General features: G+C 68.8%; 17 protein-coding genes and 1 tRNA gene. 10 read left to right on the top strand and 8 right to left on the bottom strand.

What is annotated here, in order from left to right; all coding sequences use genetic code 11:
• Window positions 1–71: 71 nt before the first annotated feature.
• Genes PV734_RS11250 through PV734_RS11225 form a run of 6 tightly spaced genes read left to right on the top strand, consistent with a single transcriptional unit; the run spans window position 72 to window position 4,666 of the window.
• The gene (locus PV734_RS11250; protein ID WP_319097727.1) at window positions 72–851 is read left to right on the top strand and encodes a DUF881 domain-containing protein; all 780 of its coding nucleotides are present in this window, start codon (window positions 72–74) and stop codon (window positions 849–851) included.
• 34 nt (window positions 852–885) lie between these two features.
• A complete protein-coding gene (locus tag PV734_RS11245) occupies window positions 886–1,602 on the top strand; it encodes a class E sortase (protein ID WP_319289385.1) in 717 nt (238 codons plus the stop codon).
• A 44-nt stretch (window positions 1,603–1,646) separates the two neighbouring features.
• Window positions 1,647–1,829 (top strand): hypothetical protein, encoded by a 183-nt coding sequence (locus PV734_RS11240; RefSeq protein ID WP_164315836.1) that lies wholly within the window; start codon window positions 1,647–1,649, stop codon window positions 1,827–1,829.
• Window positions 1,826–2,464, top strand: coding sequence for an aminodeoxychorismate/anthranilate synthase component II (locus PV734_RS11235; RefSeq protein ID WP_319097725.1), 639 nt, complete (start codon window positions 1,826–1,828; stop codon window positions 2,462–2,464). Before PV734_RS11240 ends, PV734_RS11235 begins: the two co-directional genes overlap by 4 nt.
• Window positions 2,461–3,897, top strand: coding sequence for a class E sortase (locus PV734_RS11230; RefSeq protein ID WP_319289384.1), 1,437 nt, complete (start codon window positions 2,461–2,463; stop codon window positions 3,895–3,897). Before PV734_RS11235 ends, PV734_RS11230 begins: the two co-directional genes overlap by 4 nt.
• 13 nt (window positions 3,898–3,910) lie before the next feature.
• Window positions 3,911–4,666 carry a class E sortase gene (locus PV734_RS11225; protein WP_319097723.1) on the top strand — a complete coding sequence of 252 codons (756 nt, stop codon included), beginning with the start codon at window positions 3,911–3,913 and terminating at the stop codon, window positions 4,664–4,666.
• Window positions 4,667–4,775: 109 nt separating this feature from the next.
• On the opposite strand, the gene PV734_RS11220 is transcribed toward PV734_RS11225, so the two are convergent.
• The 7 genes from PV734_RS11220 to PV734_RS11190 form a co-directional block, all read right to left on the bottom strand.
• Window positions 4,776–5,831, bottom strand: coding sequence for a restriction endonuclease (locus PV734_RS11220; RefSeq protein WP_319097722.1), 1,056 nt, complete (start codon window positions 5,829–5,831; stop codon window positions 4,776–4,778).
• 156 nt (window positions 5,832–5,987) lie between these two features.
• Entirely contained in the window at window positions 5,988–7,985 is a 1,998-nt protein-coding gene (gene pknB, locus PV734_RS11215; protein WP_319097721.1) for a Stk1 family PASTA domain-containing Ser/Thr kinase, read from the bottom strand.
• Window positions 7,986–8,156: 171 nt separating this feature from the next.
• Window positions 8,157–9,629: a peptidoglycan D,D-transpeptidase FtsI family protein gene (locus PV734_RS11210; RefSeq protein ID WP_319097719.1), complete on the bottom strand. Its 1,473-nt coding sequence runs from the start codon at window positions 9,627–9,629 to the stop codon at window positions 8,157–8,159.
• Window positions 9,626–11,065 (bottom strand): FtsW/RodA/SpoVE family cell cycle protein, encoded by a 1,440-nt coding sequence (locus PV734_RS11205; protein ID WP_319097718.1) that lies wholly within the window; start codon window positions 11,063–11,065, stop codon window positions 9,626–9,628. Before PV734_RS11205 ends, PV734_RS11210 begins: the two co-directional genes overlap by 4 nt.
• Before the next feature lie 27 nt (window positions 11,066–11,092).
• Complete coding sequence (locus PV734_RS11200) at window positions 11,093–12,631, bottom strand: Stp1/IreP family PP2C-type Ser/Thr phosphatase (protein WP_319289383.1); 1,539 nt, start codon at window positions 12,629–12,631, stop codon at window positions 11,093–11,095.
• A gap of 128 nt (window positions 12,632–12,759) precedes the next feature.
• Window positions 12,760–13,284 carry an FHA domain-containing protein gene (locus tag PV734_RS11195; protein WP_319097717.1) on the bottom strand — a complete coding sequence of 175 codons (525 nt, stop codon included), beginning with the start codon at window positions 13,282–13,284 and terminating at the stop codon, window positions 12,760–12,762.
• Window positions 13,285–13,294: 10 nt separating this feature from the next.
• On the bottom strand, window positions 13,295–14,155 hold the full coding sequence (locus tag PV734_RS11190) for a DUF3662 and FHA domain-containing protein (RefSeq protein WP_319097716.1): 861 nt from the start codon (window positions 14,153–14,155) through the stop codon (window positions 13,295–13,297).
• A 460-nt stretch (window positions 14,156–14,615) separates the two neighbouring features.
• Here PV734_RS11190 and PV734_RS11185 point away from each other — a divergent pair.
• The 4 genes from PV734_RS11185 (at window position 14,616) to PV734_RS11170 (ending at window position 17,872) form a co-directional block, all read left to right on the top strand.
• A tRNA-Leu gene (locus PV734_RS11185) sits at window positions 14,616–14,698 on the top strand.
• A 333-nt stretch (window positions 14,699–15,031) separates the two neighbouring features.
• Window positions 15,032–16,483, top strand: coding sequence for a DUF2252 domain-containing protein (locus PV734_RS11180; protein ID WP_319289382.1), 1,452 nt, complete (start codon window positions 15,032–15,034; stop codon window positions 16,481–16,483).
• A 126-nt stretch (window positions 16,484–16,609) separates the two neighbouring features.
• Complete coding sequence (locus PV734_RS11175; protein WP_319097713.1) at window positions 16,610–17,506, top strand: hypothetical protein; 897 nt, start codon at window positions 16,610–16,612, stop codon at window positions 17,504–17,506.
• An 18-nt stretch (window positions 17,507–17,524) separates the two neighbouring features.
• On the top strand, window positions 17,525–17,872 hold the full coding sequence (locus tag PV734_RS11170; RefSeq protein ID WP_319097712.1) for a rhodanese-like domain-containing protein: 348 nt from the start codon (window positions 17,525–17,527) through the stop codon (window positions 17,870–17,872).
• Window positions 17,873–17,916: 44 nt separating this feature from the next.
• Here the strand turns inward: PV734_RS11170 and PV734_RS11165 are convergent, their stop codons facing one another.
• A complete protein-coding gene (locus PV734_RS11165) occupies window positions 17,917–19,065 on the bottom strand; it encodes an acyl-CoA dehydrogenase family protein (RefSeq protein WP_319289381.1) in 1,149 nt (382 codons plus the stop codon).
• Between the last annotated feature and the right edge of the window lie 145 nt (window positions 19,066–19,210).

Genomic DNA, 19,210 nt, shown 5'->3' with positions numbered 1-19,210 from the left:
GGGACACGTGGTGCTCCCCCGGGCGTCCGTTAGCGTAGTGCTTCCGCGGCGCCGAAGGAGATAAGGGTACGTTGAGCAATTCTGCCGACTTCCCCGGGACGGATCCCAGTCCTGCCCGTAACCGCCGTTTCCGCCCGGTCCGGGTGCTCACCGCGGGGGTTTTCGCGCTCGCGGGGCTGATTTTCTTCACGAGCTTCGACACGGCCAAGGGCACGAACATCCGCACGGACGCCTCCCTGCTGAGGCTCTCGGACCTCATTCAGGAGCGCAGCCACAAGAACGGCCGGCTCGACGAGTCCAACGCGGCCCTGCGTGACGACGTCGAGGCCCTCGCCGAGCGCGACGACGGCAGCACCTCGGCCGAGGACGCCAGACTGGCGGCGCTGGAGAAGGCCGCGGGCACCCAGAAGGTCAAGGGCCAGGCGCTCACGGTCACTCTCAACGACGCCCCGCCGAACGCCACGGCGAAGCTCCCCGGCTATCCCGAGCCCCAGCCCGACTATCTGGTCATCCACCAGCAGGACCTGCAGGCCGTGGTCAACGCCCTGTGGCAGGGCGGGGCCAAGGGGATCAAGGTCATGGACCAGCGCCTGATCTCCACCAGCGCGGTCCGCTGCGTGGGCAACACCCTGATCCTCCAGGGACGCGTCTACTCACCCCCGTACAAGATCACGGCGGTAGGTGATCCGGACAGGCTCAGAGGCGCGCTCACGGCGTCCAAGGCGATCCAGAACTACATGGTGTACGTCAACGTCTACGGGCTCGGCTGGCAGGTCGACGAGGACGGAACGGTGACTCTGCCCGGGTACTCGGGCACAGTGGACCTGCACTACGCGAAGCCTGTGGAGTAGCCGGAACAGCTGGTAGCTCACCGCTGGGGGGCCTGTGTCGGGGCGTGTCATCGTCAGGACGGTCAGTGAGCTGTGCGTCACGGTGGGCACGCTGATCGTGCTCTTCGTCGTGTACGTGCTGTTCTGGACGGGCGTGAAGGCCGACGACGTCATGGACGACCAGATCCACCAGTTGCAGGAGCAGTGGTCGAAGGGCGCGGTGGCACAGACTCCGCCGGTCGCGGCGCCCAGCCCCACGAGCAGCACGATCTCGACCGGCCCGAAGCCCCCCGCGCCATACGCCTCGGCCAAGCCTTTCGCGATCATGTACATCCCGCGGCTTGGTTTCACGTGGAACAAGCCCGTGCTCGAAGGCACGGGAACGAGCACCCTGAAGAAGGGCCTCGGCCACTACGCCACCACCGCGCGGCTCGGCCAGGAGGGCAACTTCTCGGTCGCCGGCCATCGGCGGACGTACGGCGATCCGTTCAAGGACTTCCCGAGGCTGCGGCGCGGGGACGCGGTGGTGCTGACGGACGGGACGACCTGGTTCACGTATCGGATCGACAAAGGCCCCTACAAAACCGTGCCCACGGATATTGAGGTGATCGATCCTGTGCCACGTAAGAGCGGGTACACGCGTTCGGGTCGTTATCTCACGCTGACCACGTGCGATCCGGAGTGGGGACACAGTCATCGGCTGATCGTCTGGGCGCACCTGGATTCCACACAGCCTGTGGAGGCCGGGAAACCCGCGGCGCTGCGCCGTTAATCTGGTGGAGTACGGCGTGAGTCCGGTGCCGCGAGTCGGGTGCCGTGGGCGACGGAAGGGACGGCATGTACGGCTGGATCTGGCGGCATCTGCCAGGGAACGCGTGGGTGAGGGCGTTGCTCTCCCTCGTGCTGGCGCTGGCGGTTGTCTACGTGCTCTTCCAGTACGTCTTCCCGTGGGCCGAACCGCTCCTCCCCTTCAACGATGTGACGGTGAACGACCAGTGAGCGCACGGATTCTCGTCGTCGACAACTACGACAGCTTCGTTTTCAACCTGGTCCAGTACCTGTACCAGCTGGGCGCCGAGTGCGAGGTGCTGCGCAACGACGAGGTGTCGACGGCGCACGCGCAGGACGGCTTCGACGGAGTTCTGCTGTCGCCCGGCCCGGGTACGCCCGAGGAGGCCGGCGTCTGCATCGAGATGGTCCGTCACTGCGCGGCCACCGGGGTGCCGGTGTTCGGGGTCTGCCTGGGCATGCAGTCGATGCAGGTGGCGTACGGCGGTGTGGTGGACCGTGCGCCCGAGCTGCTGCACGGCAAGACGTCCCTCGTGGAACACGAGGGCAGGGGAGTCTTCGCCGGTCTGCCGAGCCCCTTCACGGCGACCCGCTACCACTCCCTGGCGGCGGAACCGGAGACGGTCCCGGCCGAGCTCGAGGTGACCGCCCGTACGCACGACGGCATCATCATGGGCCTCAGGCACCGCGAGCTTCCGGTCGAGGGTGTGCAGTTCCACCCCGAGTCGGTGCTGACGGAGCACGGTCACCTGATGCTGGCCAACTGGCTGGCGGAGTGCGGTGACCGGGGTGCTGTGGCGAGGTCTGTGGGGCTCGCCCCGGTGGTGGGCAGGGCCACGGCGTGACCGCCCTGCGCCCCGAGCGCGAGTCCGGCTCCGCCTACGGAGACACCGGCGACCAGGCAACCTCGTACGGGCAGCAGCAGCCGTACGAGGCGCCTGGCGCGTTCGAGGCGGCGGTGGACGGGATGGCGGACCCGCTGAGCGACCCGTTGCCGGGGCAGCGGAACGATCCGCCGCCGGGTCGGGCGGGCGGTCGGCGGAGGCGGCGCAGTCATGCGCGCCCCTACGACGCCTCGGCGGAGCGCGGGGCGTCGGAGCACCGGGACCCGGGACCCGAGTCGGAGTACGAGTCGCGGGGGTACGCGCAGGACTGGCAGGTGGGTGTCTACGAGGAGCAGGTGCCCTACGCGCCTCCCCCGGCCCCTCCGGTGACGCCTCCCGCGGCCGCCCCTTCCGTGACGCCTCCCGTGGCCCCTCCCTCGCCGCCTACGGTCGTTCTCCCGCCCATCGACGAGGAGACGGTGGCGCTGCGGCTGGCGGACCTGCCGTCAGATCTGCGGCCCGAGGCGCCGCGAATAGCCGGCGGGAACGCGATGTCGGCGGCCTCGGCCGCCGCGAGGGCCACAGGGGCCCCTGAGGGCCCTTCTGCGGCCGGTGGGCGCGCGGCACGCCGGAAGGCCGCCAAGGCCCGCCACGGGCGCCCTGAGGGCCCGCAGGAGGTGTCCGAGGCGTCGGAGGCGTCGGACGGCGTGACCGCCGACGCGTCGGCGGGCGGAGCGCCTCTCTCGCGGATCGCGGCGCGGCAGGCGGCGCGGGCGCAGAAGCCGGGCATGGCGGTGATGGCGAGCCGGGCGATCGGTGAGGTGTTCATCACCACCGGTGTGCTGATGCTGCTGTTCGTGACCTACCAGCTGTGGTGGACGAACGTCCGGGCGCACGCGCAGGCCGGGAGCGAGACGACGAGCCTGCAGGAGGACTGGGCGAGCGGGAAGGGCGCGCCGGGGGCGTTCGAGCCCGGGCAGGGCTTCGCCATCCTCGACATCCCCAAGCTGGACGTGGTGGTGCCGATCGCGGAGGGCACCAGCAAGAGCAAGGTGCTGGACCGGGGCATGGTCGGCCACTACGCGGAGGGTGGCCTCACCACGGCGATGCCGTCCGCGGCGACCGGCAACTTCGGGCTCGCGGGCCACCGCAACACGCACGGCGAGCCGTTCCGGTACATCAACCGGCTGAAGAAGGGCGACGCGATCGTCGTGGAGACGCAGGACAAGTACTACGTCTACAAGATGGAGTCGATCCTGCCGGTCACGTCGCCGAGCAACACGAGCGTGCTGAATCCGATTCCCAATGGCTCGGGTTTCACCAAGCCGGGCCGCTACATCACCCTCACGACGTGTACGCCGGAGTTCACGAGCAAGTACCGGATGATCGTGTGGGGCAAGATGGTCGAGGAACGGCCGCGCAGCAAGGGCAAGCCGGATGCGCTCGTGCAGTAAGGGCAGATGAAGAGTGGCAGCGACGACGGACCAGGACGAGCAGACCGCCGGCGCCCCGGCTTCCCCGTCGCAGGCCCGCCCGCGGCGCAGGGGCGGCAAACTGGCCTCCGCGGTGAGTCTTTTCGGCGAACTGCTCATCACGGCGGGCCTGGTACTGGGCCTGTTCGTCGCGTACAGCCTCTGGTGGACGAACGTCGTCGCGGACCGTGAGGCGAACAAGCAGGGTGACCAGGTTCGCGACCATTGGGCAGACGGCGACACCGCTACGGGCCCGGGCGCGCTGGACACCAAGGACGGCATCGGCTTCCTGCACGTCCCGGCGATGAGGAACGGCGAGGTCCTGGTCAGGAAGGGCACGTCGTCGAAGGTCCTGAACGACGGAGTCGCCGGCTACTACGTGGACCCGATCAAGTCGGCGCTCCCCCAGGCGAAGCAGGGCAACTTCACGCTGGCGGCCCACCGGGACGGCCACGGTGCCAAGTTCCACAACATCGACAAGCTGAAGAAGGGCGACCCGATCGTCTTCGAGACGAAGAACGACTGGTACGTCTACAAGGTCTACGCCACCCTCCCGGAGACCTCGAAGTACAACGTCGAGGTCCTGGCGCAGGTCCCGAAGGAGTCGGGCAGGAAGAAGCCCGGCCGCTTCATCACCCTGACCACCTGTACGCCGGTGTTCACGTCGGAGTACAGGTACATCGTGTGGGGGGAGCTGGTGCGGGTGGAGAAGGTTGACGGGGACCGGACACCACCGAAGGAACTGGGGTGACGGAACGCCTTCCTGACGGGTCGACAGGCCGGCGGGCGCTAGCATGACGGAGGCCCGAAGCCGCAACTTTCTCTTGCGGCTTCGGGCCTCTCGCGTCACTCCCTCGTGCCTATTCCAGGACCTTCAGGGGCTCACCGGCGCTCCACTCCTCCACCACCCCGCGGTGCACGGTGGTGATCCCGGCCTCTGTGGCGATGCTCAGCGCCTCCGGAGTGAACGGACACGTCGCCACGTAGAGCGCCACTTCCGCGCGGTACAGCACCTTGGCCGAGCCGACGAACTTCTGCATGTCAGGGCTGGTGATGTTGAGGTAGGGCGCGAACCGCTTGCACTGCACAACGAGGCGGCGTCCGTCAGCGGTGAGCGCGATGATGTCGACGCCGCGGTCTCCGTGACCGCCCTGCACGACGACGTTGGTACAGCCGTCGCGACGGAGCAGTTTGGCGACGTGGTGCTCGAAGGTGCGGCCGTTCATGGCGTCCATGGCTGCCATGACTCCGACGGCCGGCCGGTCGTCCCGGGTTCCTTCGAGCCGTTGCAGCCGGGCGTGGTGCTGGTGGAGCCGCCGTTCGATGCGCTGGACGCCTGTCCGCAGGGCGACGAGTTCCTTGCGGTGTTCGCCCGACGTCGCGATCAGGGCGTTGAACATGGGGACGACGGTCCTGCCGAGGATGTGGGTGATGCGCTGGTCGATGCGGTCGTCCAGGGAGACGGCGTCGTGGTCCGTGGGGGCGGGACTCGCCATGGGCTGAGTGCGGGCCAGGTACTCCATGTCGAGCAGATAGGTGCGGATCTGACGTGCGATGTCGCTGTCGCGGAGCAGCATGGCCGCGTTGAGGACGGCTCGTCGGGACCACACGGCCAGGCTGGAACGAGGCTGTGGACAACTCCCCGAATAGAGAGACAACGTGTCTCCCTTGAATTGCGTGAGCTCTTCGCCGCGCAGGATCCGCAGGCCATTCGCTGTCAGCTCTTCCCGGTGTCGTTGAGCCATCCGGTTGACCGCGCGTTCCGCCACCTCGAAGTACGCCGCCACCATCGCCGTCGTCACATGCATCCCGTCCGGAAGCAGTGACAGCGCCTTCACCTTGTCGAGGACGTCCGTGCGTTCGAGCGCGCTGTCGCGGAGCGCCTTGGACTCCAGCAACGCTGTTTCGTTGATCATGTCTTGCTGCCTCTCAACTCATCGGATTTTCGTCATCCCTCCAGATCCCTCCAACGAGTTCCGGCGTACGAAGTTGTGGTCGAATGTCGCACATGGGTATGAGTGAACCCCGGCACCTGGCAAAGGTGTCGGGGCTCACTCAGGTGACAAGCGGGGTCAGCCGAAGACGCCGCCGTTGTTGTCGCCGTTTCCGCCGTTGTTGCCGTTTCCGAAGTTGACGGTCTGGAGCGTGATCTGGGTGTTGCCCGGATCGTCGACCTCGGTGTCCCGCTGCGGGTCCTGGCCGGTGACGAAGGCGGTGTCGCTCTGGTCGCTGCCGTTGGTGAACTGGATCTGGGTGAAGCCGGACGCCTGGAGGGTCTGCTTGGCCTGTCCCACGGTCTGTCCGACGACGTTCGGGACCTTGGTCTTCTGCTCCTCGGCCTTCTTGCCGATCTGGATGGTCACCTTGGAGCCCGGGTCGGCCTGTGTGTTGGCCGCCGGTGAGGTCGAGATGACCTTGCCGTCCTGGTTGTCGTCCTGGGTCTCGACCTCCGTGCACTCGCCGACGAGGTCGTTGTCCGCCATCTGCTGCTTGGCGGTGTCACAGTCCTGGCCGGTGACGTCCGGGACCGTCGACTTCTTCACTTCCTTGGCGATGGTGAGGGTGATCTTCGAGCCCTTCTCCACCTCGGCGCCGAACTTCAGGGACTGTTCCAGGACAGACCCCGGGTCCTCGGGAGACTCCTTCTCGACCGTTTTCACGTCGAACTGGTACTCGTCGCCCTCGAGCTTCTTCGTGGCGTCGTCCACGCTGGAGCCGACCACGCTCGGCACGATCACCTTCGGTGCCCCGGTGGACACCACCAGCGCGATCGTGTCGTTCTTCTTGACGTCGGCGCCGGCCGCCGGGTTCTGGGAGCAGATGTTGCCCTTGGGCTCGTTCTCGCAGGGTTTGTCGGTGAACGTCAGTTGCAGCTCGACGTTCACCGCGGCCTTCTGCGCGTCGGCCTTGGTCTGGCTGACGAAGTTCGGGTTCTTGATGGCGCTGTCGTTCACCGCCTGCCCGTCGAACACGTACTTGCCGATCAGGATCGCGCCGACCAGCACCAGTACTCCCGCGACGGCCAGGAGGATCGTCGAGGTGTTCGACTTCTTCTGCTGGCGTCGGCGGGGGCCGCGGTCGTCGTAGCCGAAGCCGCCGTCGTCCGGGTTCATCGGGGGGAGCATGGTGGTGGCGCCGGCGTCGGAGCGCAGGGCGGTGGTGGCCTGGTCGTCGGGGTAGCCGTACGCGCCGTAGCCGACCGCGCCCATGGCCGCCGCGGCCGCGACGGGCTGGCCGTCGAGGCAGGCCTCGATGTCGGCGCGCATCTCGTCGGCGGACTGGTACCGGTAGTCAGGGTCCTTGACCAGGGCCTTGAGGACGATGGCGTCCATCTCGGGCGTGATCTCGGGGTCGAACACCGACGGGGGCTGCGGTTCCTCCCGTACGTGCTGGTAGGCCACCGCGACCGGGGAGTCCCCGATGAACGGCGGGCGGACCGTGAGGAGTTCGTAGAGCAGGCAGCCGGAGGAGTACAGGTCGGACCTCGCGTCCACCTGCTCGCCCTTGGCCTGTTCCGGCGACAGGTACTGGGCTGTTCCTATGACCGCGGACGTCTGCGTCATCGTCATGCCGGAGTCGCCCATCGCCCGGGCGATGCCGAAGTCCATGACCTTGACCTGGCCGTTGCGCGTGAGCATCACGTTGGCCGGCTTGATGTCCCGGTGGACGATGCCGCTTCTGTGGGAGTACTCCAACGCCTGGAGGATCCCGATGGTCATCTCCAGCGTCCGCTCGGGCAGCAGCTTGCGGCCCGAGTGGAGGAGTTCGCGGAGGGTGGAGCCGTCCACGTACTCCATGACGATGTACGGGATGGACGTCCCGTCGATGTAGTCCTCGCCGGTGTCGTACACGGCGACGATCGCGGGATGGTTGAGCGAGGCGGCCGACTGGGCCTCCCGGCGGAACCGGGCCTGGAAGGAAGGGTCGCGCGCGAGGTCGGCGCGCAACGTCTTCACTGCCACGGTGCGGCCCAGGCGGGTGTCATGGGCGAGGTATACCTCTGCCATGCCACCACGGCCGAGCACGTGACCCAGCTCGTACCGGCCGCCGAGGCGACGCGGCTCTTCCATAGCTTCCTACCAGCCCTCTCCGTCGGTCCCGACCGCACCTGCTGTGTGGTCCGGCGGTGTGCCGTCCGGGCATACGGTACCCGGGTTCATTTGTGTGACCTGGCCAAGCCCGTCAGCCGATACCGGACCGGTATCGCAACGTGCACCGATGTGAAGGGGACGTGACGGGGCTCACTGCTTGCTGTTGATGACCGCCTCCATCACGCTCTTGGCGATGGGCGCGGCCAGACCGCCGCCCGAGATGGCGTCGCGGACGGCGCCCTCGTCCTGGACCACGACCGCCACGGCGACCGGTGAGCTGCCGTCGGCGAGCTTGGCGTAGGAGATGAACCAGGCGTACGGCTTCTCGCTGTTGTCGACGCCGTGCTGGGCGGTACCGGTCTTGCCGCCGACGGTGACGCCGCTGATCTGGGCGTTCTTGCCGGTGCCGTCCTTGACGACCGTCTCCATCATGGACTGGAGGGTCTGGGCGTTCTTGGAGGACAGTGGCCGGCTCATCTCGGAGGGCTCGGTCTGTTCGAGCACGTCGAGGTTGGGGGCCTGGAGCTTGTCGACCATGTAGGGCTTCATCAGCTTGCCGTCGTTGGCGACGGCGGCGGCCACCATGGCCATCTGCAGCGGGGTCGTCGCCGTCTCGAACTGGCCGATGGAGCTGAGCGCGGTCTGCGGCTGGTCCATCTTCTCGGGGAAGTTGGAGGCGGCGGAGCGGACCGGGATGAACTGCTCGGCGTTGAAGCCGAACTTCTTGGCCTCTTCCAGCATCTTGTCCTTGCCGAGGTCGGCGCCGATCTTGCCGAAGACGGTGTTGCAGGAGTACTGGAGCGCGACGCGCATCGTCGCGTTCTTGCAGGGGATGGTGCCCTCGTTCTTCAACGGGGTCGTGGTGGTCGGCAGGTTGTAGGGGAGCGGCGAGTCCGTCTTCTCGTCGGCGTCCGTGTACAGGCCGTTCTCGAGGGCCGCCGCCGCCGTCACGACCTTGAAGGTGGAGCCGGGCGGGTAGATGTCGCGCAGGGCCCGGTTGAGCATGGGCTCGTTGGGGTCGGCCTTCTTCTGGAGCTTGACCCAGGCCTTCGAGTCGGCACTCGAGTTCCCGGCGAACGTCGAGGGGTCGTACGAGGGGAAGGAGGCCAGGGCCAGGATCGCGCCGGTGGACGGGTCGATCGCGGCCACCGCGCCCTTGCCGCGGCCCTTGAGGCCGTCGTACGCGGCCTTCTGGGCGGCGGCGTTGAGGGTGGTGATGACGTTGCCGCCCTGCTTCTTCTTGCCCGTGATCATGTCGAGGGTGTTGCGGAAGAAGAGCCGGTCGTCGTTGCCGGTGAGGATGCCGTCGTCGATGGACTCCAGCTGTGTCGCGCCGAACGCCTGCGAGGCGTAGCCCGTGACGGGGGCCCACATGGGCCCGTCCTTGTAGCTGCGTTTGTACTCGTAGTCGCTGCTGTCGGACGCGGTGGAGCCGGTGATCGCCTTGCCGTCGACGATGATGTTGCCGCGTGGCGTGGCGTACCGCTCGATGGCGACACGGCGGTTGAGCGTGTCGTCCTTGAGGTCGTCCGCCCGGACGTACTGGATCCAGTTGTCGCGGACGAGCAGGGCGAGCACGAGGAGCCCGCAGAAGATGGCGATCCGGCGCAGGGGCTTGTTCACGGTCGGACCACCTGGGTCATCTCGGCGTCGGGGCTGGGGGCTGGGGCGGGCGCCGGACGGCGCGCGGTGTCGCTGATTCTGAGCAGGATGCCGATGAGGGCCCAGTTGGCGATGACGGAGGAGCCACCGGCGGCGAGGAACGGCATGGTCATACCAGTGAGCGGGATCAGGCCCATGACGCCGCCGGCGACGACGAAGACCTGGAGGGCGAAGGCGCCGGAGAGGCCGATGGCCAGCAGCTTGCCGAAGGGGTCGCGGGCGGCGAGGGAAGTGCGGACGCCGCGCTCCACGACCAGGCCGTAGATCAGCAGGATCGCCATGACGCCGGCCAGGCCGAGTTCCTCGCCGAAGGTGGCGAGGATGAAGTCGGAGTTGGCGGCGAAGCCGATGAGGTCGGAGTTGCCCTGGCCGAGGCCGGTGCCGAGGGTGCCGCCGGAGCCGAAGGCCCACAGTGCCTGCATGGACTGCTCGGTGTGGCCGTATATGCCCTTCTGGCTGAGCAGGTATTCGTTCATCGGGTCGAGCCAGGCCTGGACGCGCTGTTGGACGTGCGACTCGAAGCTGGCGACGCCGACCGCGCCGGCCGCCGACATCAGCAGACCGAAGACGATCCAGCTGGTCCGCTCGGTGGCGACGTACAGCATGATGATGAACATTCCGAAGAACAGCAGCGACGTACCGAGGTCGGTCTCGAAGACCAGGATCAGGATCGAGATGATCCAGACCACGATGATCGGGCCGAGGTCGCGGCCGCGGGGCAGGTACAGGCCCATGAAGCGGCGGCTGGCGAGGGCGAGCGCGTCGCGTTTCACCATCAGGTAGCCGGCGAAGAAGATCGCGAGGGCGATCTTCGCGAACTCGCCGGGCTGGACGCTGCCGAGGCCGGGGATCCTGATCCAGATCTTGGCGCCGAAGTTGTCGAAGCCGAGGCCCGGGATCAGCGGCAGGACCAGCAGGACCACGGCTCCGGCCATGGAGATGTAGGTGTAGCGCTGCAGAATGCGGTGGTCCTTGAGGAGGACCAGTACGGCCACGAACAGGGCGACGCCCAGTGCGGAGTTCAGCAGTTGGCGGGGGGCCGCTTCGACGTAGTTGGGAAGTCGCTGGAGCTTCTTGGACTGGTCCAGCCGCCAGATGACGACCAGGCCGATGCCGTTGAGCAGCGTGGCCAGGGGCAGCAGCAGCGGGTCGGCGTACGGGGCGAACTTCCGTACGACGAGGTGGCCGACGCCGGCGATCAGGCCTAGGCCCAGGCCGTAGCTGAGAAGGCCCGAGGGGATCTTGTCGTCGATGGCCAGGCCCACGTTGACGTAGGCGAAAACCGGGATGACGACGGCGAACACCAGCAGTGCCAGTTCGGTGTTGCGTCGGCTAGGGGTGCCGATCGCGCCGATCGTGGACGTGTGGTGCTGCGAAGAGTTGGTTGTACTGCTCATCGTATGAAGTGGCCCCTCACGGCTTGCCTACTGCTTACCGCACAGCGAGACCAGCTTCTGCTCATCCTCGGAGAGGCTGGGGCCGGGTGTGGGAGTGGGTGCGGTTGTGGACGGGGACGCCGATCCGGACGGCGTCGGGCTTGGCGTTGCCTTGGACGTGGCGGCGGTACGGGTGGTTCCCGTGGTGCCTCCTGCCTCGCCCTCGCCTGTCTTGGCGTTGTTCGCGTTCTCGGCCGCGCGCCGTGCTTCCTGCTTCTTGCACGCGGAGGCCTGGGTGGCCAGCTCGGCGATCTTGGACTGGGCGTCCTTGAGGCCGCCCTCCGTGATGGTGCCCTCGACCTGCTTCTGCTGGTAGGCGGGCAGGTACTTGAGTTCGATCTCGGGGTGGTCCTTCTCGACCTTCGAGAGCGAGACCCAGGCCAGGTCCTGGTTGATGCCCCGGTACAGCGCCACGTGTTCGTCGCTGGCACCGACGTAGTACTGCGTCTGTGTCCAGCGGTAGCCGCCGTACAGGCCGCCGCCGATGACGGCGAGGGCGAGGGTGATGTAGAGGGTTCGCTTGAACCACCTGCGGCCGGCGCTGGGTTTGACGAAGTCGTCGTCGGTGTAGCCGCCGAAGCCGCCGGTCTGGATGTAGCCGGTGGTGTCGCCGGAGCCGGGCGGGCCGAACTCGCCGCCACCGCCGCCGTGCGCGGGCCGCTGCCGGCCGAGCCCGGAGGCGCGTCCGGCGGGTGTCTGCATGGCGCCGCCGTCGTGCATGTGGTGCTGGCTGTGCTGGTTCTCGGCGACCGCGCCGACCACGACGGGTACGTCGGACAGCTGTCCGGCGAGGGTGTCTCCGGTGTCGAGGTCCAGGACGTCGGCGATGATCACGGTGATGTTGTCGGGGCCGCCGCCGCGCAGAGCCAGCTCGATGAGCTGCTGCACGGTCTCCTGGGGGCCCTGGTAGCTGGCGAGGGTGTCTTCCATGGTCTGGTGGGACACGACCCCGCTCAGGCCGTCGGAGCAGATCAGGTACCGGTCGCCGGCCCGGACCTCGCGGATGGAGAGGTCGGGTTCGACGTGGTCGCCGCTGCCCAGTGCGCGCATGAGGAGCGAGCGCTGCGGGTGGGTGGTGGCCTCTTCCTCGGTGATGCGTCCCTCGTCGACGAGGCGCTGCACCCAGGTGTGGTCCTGCGTGATCTGGGTGAGGACGCCGTCGCGCAGGAGATAGGCACGCGAGTCGCCCACGTGTACGAGGCCGAGGCGCTGGCCCGTCCACAGGAGGGCGGTGAGCGTGGTGCCCATGCCCTCCAGCTGGGGGTCCTCCTCGACCATCATCCTGAGCTGGTCGTTGGCCCGCTGCACGGCGGTGCCGAGCGAGGTGAGGATGTCGGAGCCGGGGACGTCGTCGTCGAGGGCGACGATGGTGGAGATCACCTCGGAGGAGGCGACCTCACCGGCGGCCTGGCCGCCCATGCCGTCGGCGATCGCGAGGAGGCGGGGACCGGCGTAGCCGGAGTCCTCGTTGCCCTCGCGGATCATGCCTTTGTGCGATCCGGCGGCGAAGCGCAGTGACAGACTCATGCGCACCTCGCCCGTCGGCTCCGGGTACATCCGCACGGTGCCCACCCTCCGGTCGGGAGCGCGCCGAGGCCCTTCGCGTGGACCGCCGCCGCGTGCTCGCTCCGCTCGCGCCTATTCATGATGTAGCACTACTTCCGCAGCTCGATGACGGTCTTGCCGATGCGGATCGGCGCGCCCAGCGGAATCGGCGTGGGAGTCGTCAGCCGGGTCCGGTCGAGATACGTGCCGTTGGTGGACCCGAGGTCCTCGACGATCCACTGGCCGTCGCGGTCCGGGTAGATCCTGGCATGCCTGCTGGAGGCGTAGTCGTCGTCCAGCACGATGGTCGAGTCGTGGGCCCGGCCGAGCGTGACCGTCTGCCCCTGGAGGGCGACGGTGGTGCCCGTCAGTGTGCCCTCGGAGACGACCAGTTTGCTGGGGGCGCCCCGGCGCTGCCTGCCGCCGCCCGAGGGCTGCTGCTGGCGCTGCTGGGGGGGCGCGGCGGTCTGCCGGGCGGTCGCCTGCTGCTGGCGGCCGCTGTCACGCCTCGACCCGCGCTGGGTGACACGCGTACCGAACAGATCGCTGCGGATGACCTGCACGGCCACGATCACGAACAGCCACAGTACGGCCAGGAAACCCAGCCGCATGACCGTGAGGGTCAGCTCTGACATTGCCCCCGCTTCACCCTTCGGCTTGCCGGTAAATGATGGTGGTGCTGCCCACGACGATTCGCGAGCCGTCGCGGAGCGTAGCGCGGGTGGTGTGCGTCCCGTCCACCACGATGCCGTTGGTGGACCCGAGATCCTGGATCGTCGGGGGCGTTCCGGGGCGGATCTCACAGTGCCGGCGTGAGACGCCGGGGTCGTCGATCCGTACGTCGGCCTCGGTGCTGCGGCCCAGTACGAGCGTCGGGCCGGAGATCTGGTGGCGGGCGCCGTTGATCTCGACCCAGCACCGCATCCGGTTGGCGCCCGCGGTCGGGCGGTGCCCCATGGGCGGGCCCGCCGGGGCGGCGCCGGGGCGTCCGCCGGGTGGCGGTGCGGCCGGCATCGGGGGCGGTGCGGCGGCGGGCGGATAGCCGTAACCGCCCGCTCCGGGCCGGCCCCTCGGCGGGGCCGCGGGTGCGGCGGCGCCAGGGCCGGGGCCGCCGGGGGACTGCTGGTTGGTGGAGGAGGCGAGCGTACGGCTGCGTACCCGGTAAAGACCGGTGTCCAGGTCGTCGGCCTTCTCCAGGTGCACCTTGACGGTGCCCATGAAGGTGTACCGCTGCTGCTTGGCGTAGTCCTGCACCATCCCGGCGAGCTCGTCGCCGAGCTGTCCGGAGTAGGGGCTGAGGCGCTCGTGGTCGGGTGCGCTCAGTTCTACGATGAAGTCGTTGGGTACGACGGTCCGGTCGCGGTTCCAGATGGTCGCGTTGTTGTCGCACTCGCGTTGCAGTGCGCCCGCGATCTCCACGGGCTGGACCTCGGACTTGAACACTTTGGCGAAGGTGCCGTTGACCAGACCTTCGAGACGCTGCTCGAACTTCTTCAGGACTCCCATGGGGCACCTCCTCCTGGTTGCTGCTCTGTCTGAAGCCTTGCGGGCCGTGCCAGTCGTGCTTGGTACTGCTTACTGATCGTATCCACGCGCCGGGAAATCGGCTGGTTCCCCCTGTCAGGACGGTCGACGGGTGTCGACGCCTGACGAAGTTCCCTCGGAAGCTCCCCTTCGAACTCCTTGAGCCGTACCCAGATCGTAGAGGCGGCGCCAAACCAGTGTCCCGCACCTGACTGTGCACCTTGCCCGCCTCCTGGGGAGATGGGCTGGACCGGTACGAGGTTGATACGTGAACCAGCACGTGTTGATACGAAGTCGCCCCCGGTCCGGCTCGGTCACGGTGGTGGCGGAGGGCGTCCGGGGTGGGGAAAGGGATGTGAACCCACCACTTCCAGCGTGCTAATCTTCTCGATGTCGGAAGGCCCCCGCACCGCAGGGAGCAGGGCCTGAGGACACAGCGAATGCGCGAGTGGCGGAATGGCAGACGCGCTGGATTCAGGTTCCAGTGCCCGCAAGGGCGTGGGGGTTCAACTCCCCCCTCGCGCACAAAACAAAGAAGAACCGATGGAACGGGTCTTCACCAGTGACGGAAGTCATGGTGAAGACCCGTTTCTCGTTGGCGTGGGGGGCCCCGGCGGTGAGGTATCTCACGGGCGGAAGCCTTCGACCTTTGTGCGGGCCACGCTGACGGCATCGCGCTCCGGCCGGGAGTGGGCGGGTGACGAGCCTCGGCGCGGGACACAAGGTCTCTCTCATTCAGGTGCGTCCCACAGGGGTGATCCGAGTTATCCACAGGCTCTGACCTGATCTGGTCCGTCGTTGTACGGTCGTCGCGAGTTGATGTTGGCGGTGGCGAGCGGAGCGGGGGAGGCGGTCGCGATGACCGAGGTCGGTACGGGGTCTGCGGGGGCCACGGTGGCGCGGAGCCGGGTGCGGGAGCTTCCCCAGGTGCGTGGGTTCGCCCAGTGGCAGTCGGAGGGCTCTCCCAAGGAGGAGGGGAAGGCGCTGCGGCGGCAGGTTCCGCGCGGCGCGCACGCCTCCTTCGACACCGGCGCGGACGGCGGCCGTCCGGATGCGGAGGCGGCGGTCCGGGAGTCCAACCGCGGTCGTATCCCCGAGCTGACCCCGATAAGGGTGGGCAGGATGGCGGCCACTCCGTTCGCCTTTCTGCGCGGTTCGGCGGGGCTGATGGCGTACGACCTGGCCCGTACCCCGATGACGAGGATCCGTGCGCAGATCTGCGGTGACGCCCATGCGGGCAACTTCGGTCTGTACGGTGACGCGCGCGGCGGCCTGGTCATGGATCTGAACGACTTCGACGAAACCGTCCAGGGTCCCTGGGAGTGGGACCTCAAGCGGCTCGCCGCCTCGCTGGTGCTCGCGGGCCGCGAGGCGGGCGCGGACGAGAGCACCTGCCGTCAGGCGGCGCACGGCGCTGTCGGCGCGTACCGCCGGACCATGCGGCTGCTCGCGAAGCTGTCCGTGCTCGACGCGTGGAACGCGATCGCGGACGAGGAGCTGGTCTCCCACACGGATGCCCACGATCTGATCGGCACGCTGGAGCGGGTCTCCGAGAAGGCGCGGGGCAACACCAGCGGGCGCTTCGCGGCCAGGTCGACGGAGGTCACCGACGACGGCGGGCGGCGCTTCGTGGACGCCCCGCCGGTGCTGCGGAGGGTGCCGGACGTGGAGGCCGCGTTGGTGGCGGCGTCCCTGGAGGAGTACGTGAGCACGCTGTCGGAGGACCGCCTCCCGCTGCTGGCCCGCCACTCGGTGCACGATGTGGCTTTCCGCATCGTCGGCACAGGAAGTGTGGGCGCGCGGTCGTACGTCGTCCTGCTCCTCGACCACAAGGGGGAGTCTCTCGTCCTCCAGGTGAAGGAGGCCCGGCCCTCGGCGCTGGTCCCGCATCTGTCCACGGCCGGCTGGGATCCGGCGGAGGCGGTGGGCGCGGTGCACGAGGGGCGTCGGGTGGTGCTCGGCCAGAAGCGTATGCAGGTGGTCAGCGACAGCCTCCTCGGCTGGACGACGGTCGACGGACTGCCTTTCCAGGTACGGCAGTTCCGCAACCGCAAGGGCAGCGTCGACCCGGCCGCCCTGTCCGCCGACCAGATCGACGACTACGGCCGGATGACGGGCGCCCTCCTGGCCCGCGCCCACTCTCACAGCGCCGACCCCCGTCTGGTCGCCGGCTACTGCGGCAAGAGCGACGAGCTGGACGAGGCGATGGCGACGTTCGCGACGGCCTACGCGGACCGTACGGAGGCGGACCACGCGGATCTGGTGGCAGCGGTGCGGGCGGGGAGGATCGACGCGGAGATGGGCGTGTGACGGGGGTGACACTTGGGACGGGAGTGACTGGAGTGACGGGTACGGGGTGCGGTGGGCGCGGGGCTGGTTCGGGCTCTGTTCGGTGACCCGGGGTGGGCACCTGAGCCGTGGCCTAGGCTTGGGCGGGTGACGACCCCGGAAGCTGAGCAGTCCTCGTCCGAGCCCGACGCCGAAGGGCCGCGGGAGCGCCCTGACGCGCAGGCGCCGTCCGGCGCGGCCGACACGGTCGAGGGCGCGGCTGAGGGGCCGCGGCCCGAGGAGCGGTTGGAGCGGGCCGTGCGGGTCGCCGAGCAGGCGCTCATCGAGTACGAGATCGCGGTCGAGACCTTCCGTATCGAGGTCGAGAACTTTTCCCGGCTGCACCACCAGAAGCTCGGTCCGATGTACGCCCGCCTCGATGAGCTGGACGCGGAGATCGCTGAGGCGAAGGCCGCGCGCAGCGGTGATCCGGAGGACGTGCGAGCGGCGCAGGAGGCGCGGGCTCGGGTCATGCCGATGCCGGGTGTCGAGGAGCTGTTCCACGGCTGGATGGACTCGGAGGGGCTGTTCCCGGAGGCGGCGGCGATGCTCACCGAGCAGCCGGTACGGCCTCCGCAGCGGGTCCGCCCGAGTGACGAGGCCCGCAAGCTGTACCGCGAGCTGGTTCGCAAGGCCCATCCGGACCTGGCGCAGGACGAGGGGGAGCGGGCTCGGCGCGACGAGTTCATCGCCCGGGTCAACAGTGCCTACGGGCGGGGTGACGAGGTGCTGCTGCGGGAGCTGGCCGAGGAGTGGGCGGCCGGTCCGGTGCCCGCCGAGTGGCGGCCGAGTCACAGCGAGGAGCTGTACGCCCGCCTGGAGTGGCTTTCCCGGCGCAAGGAGCTGCTCACGCTGGTCGCCAGTGAGCTGGAGGAGGGGGCGATCGGCGCGATGCTGAAGCTCGCTCCGGACGACCCGGACCGTCTCCTGGAGGAGATCGCCGAGCAGTTGCTGGCTCAGGTTTCGCAGCGTGAGGAGGAGCTCGCGGCGCTGCTCGGGCGGTGACCTGGGTATCGTCAGGGCATGGTTTTTGGATCTGGTGTTCCCACGGTCGAGGTCGCGGACCTCAAGGACGGCGACTTCCTGCTGGATGTCCGTGAGGACGAGGAGTGGCAGGCGGGGCACGCCGAGGGGGCGTTGCACCTCCCGATGAGCGAGTTCGTCGCCCGCTACGGCGAGTTGACCGAGGCGGCGCCGCAGGACGGCCGGGTCAATGTGATCTGCCGCTCCGGTGGCCGGTCGGCCCAGGTGACGAACTATCTGGTCCAGCAGGGCATCGACGCGGTGAACGTCGACGGCGGTATGCAGATGTGGGAGGCGGCGGGCCGCCCGGTCGTCACCGACGAGGGTGCGCCGGGCTTCGTCGCCTGAGTCGCGGCGTCTGAACCGCGGTGTCTGGTGGCCGGCGGGCGGCTTCAGCCGAGTTGGTGGGCCGCGAGGAGGTCGCCGAGCGTCTCCTCGTGGGCGGCGGCGGGGCCGAGCGACAGTTCGAGGTGTTTGGCCCAGGCGTGGTAGCGGTGCAGCGGATAGTCGGTGTCGGCGCCGAAGCCGCCGTGCAGGTGCTGCGCGGTCTGGACGACCCGGCGTACTCCCTCCGAGGCCCAGATCTTGGCGACGGCCACGTCCCCGGAGGCGGGCAGCGCGCCGCCCGCCCCGGTGCTGATGCGCCACGCGGCCTGCCACAGCGTGGCCTCCATCGCGCGCAGGTCGATGTACCGGTCGGCGGCCTGGACGGCGACGGCCTGGAACGTCGCCAGTGGGTGCCCGAACTGCACACGCTTACCGGTGTAGTCGCTGGTCATGCGCAGTACCGCGGTTCCCAGTCCGAGTGCCTGCGCGCAGGTGCCGACGGTGAGCAGGTCGCGCAGCCAGGGCCAGGCGCCGTCGGCGTCGAGGACGTACCGGTCGGGCAGCCGCACGGAGTCCAGGCGCAGCTCGCCGAGCCGTTCACCGGCGGTGGATATCTGTTCGGCGAGGCCGACGCCGTCGAGCGGGGCGCCGCCGGGGGCGCGGGGGACGAGGGCGAGGACGGTCCGGTCTGCGCTCGTGCGCGCGGGTACGAGGACGAAGTCGGCGTTGTGGGCCCAGGGCACCGCCGTCTGTGTCCCGTCGAGCACCCAGCTGTCGCCGTCCCGGCTCGCGGTCACGGCGAGTTCGGCCGGGTCGTGGCCGGTGCGGCCGTGCGCGGCGACGGTGAGCACGAGTTCGCCGGTCCCGGCGCGGCGCAGCAACTCGCCCCGCAACTCCCGGCTTCCGTACGCCTGTAGGGCCGCGGCGGCGGCGCAGCTCTCCAGCAGGGGCACTCTGGCCAGTACCTTCGCCGACTCGCGCAGGACGAGGCACAGGGCGATGGCGTCGAGGCCGGCCCCGCCGAACTCCTCGGTGAGCAGGAGGCTCAGCAGGTCCGCGCCGGCGAGGTTCTCCCACAGCGCCCGGTCGAAGTCGTCCGCGACGGCACCCGCGACGAGTGACGGACTGGGCACCGCGTCCGGTGCGACCCCGCCGAACACCGCCTGGGCCGCCTCGACCGCCGCCTGCTGCTCCTCACTGAACCTGAAGTCCACGGTGTTGTCCTCTCGGGCCGGGGCGGGTGACCTGACGGGGCGTCAAGATAGAACAGGTTCTAGAAGAAGGGAACGGGTGGGGCCGGGAGGGTGCGAGACGGTGACCGATCGTTCGGTTTGTCCGAGTCGATCGTCCGGCGGTGGG

The sequence above is a fragment of the Streptomyces sp. AK08-02 genome, assembly GCF_033795085.1.
Classification (GTDB): Bacteria; Actinomycetota; Actinomycetes; order Streptomycetales; family Streptomycetaceae; genus Streptomyces; species Streptomyces echiniscabiei.
This window is presented reverse-complemented; position numbering and strand designations above follow the sequence as displayed.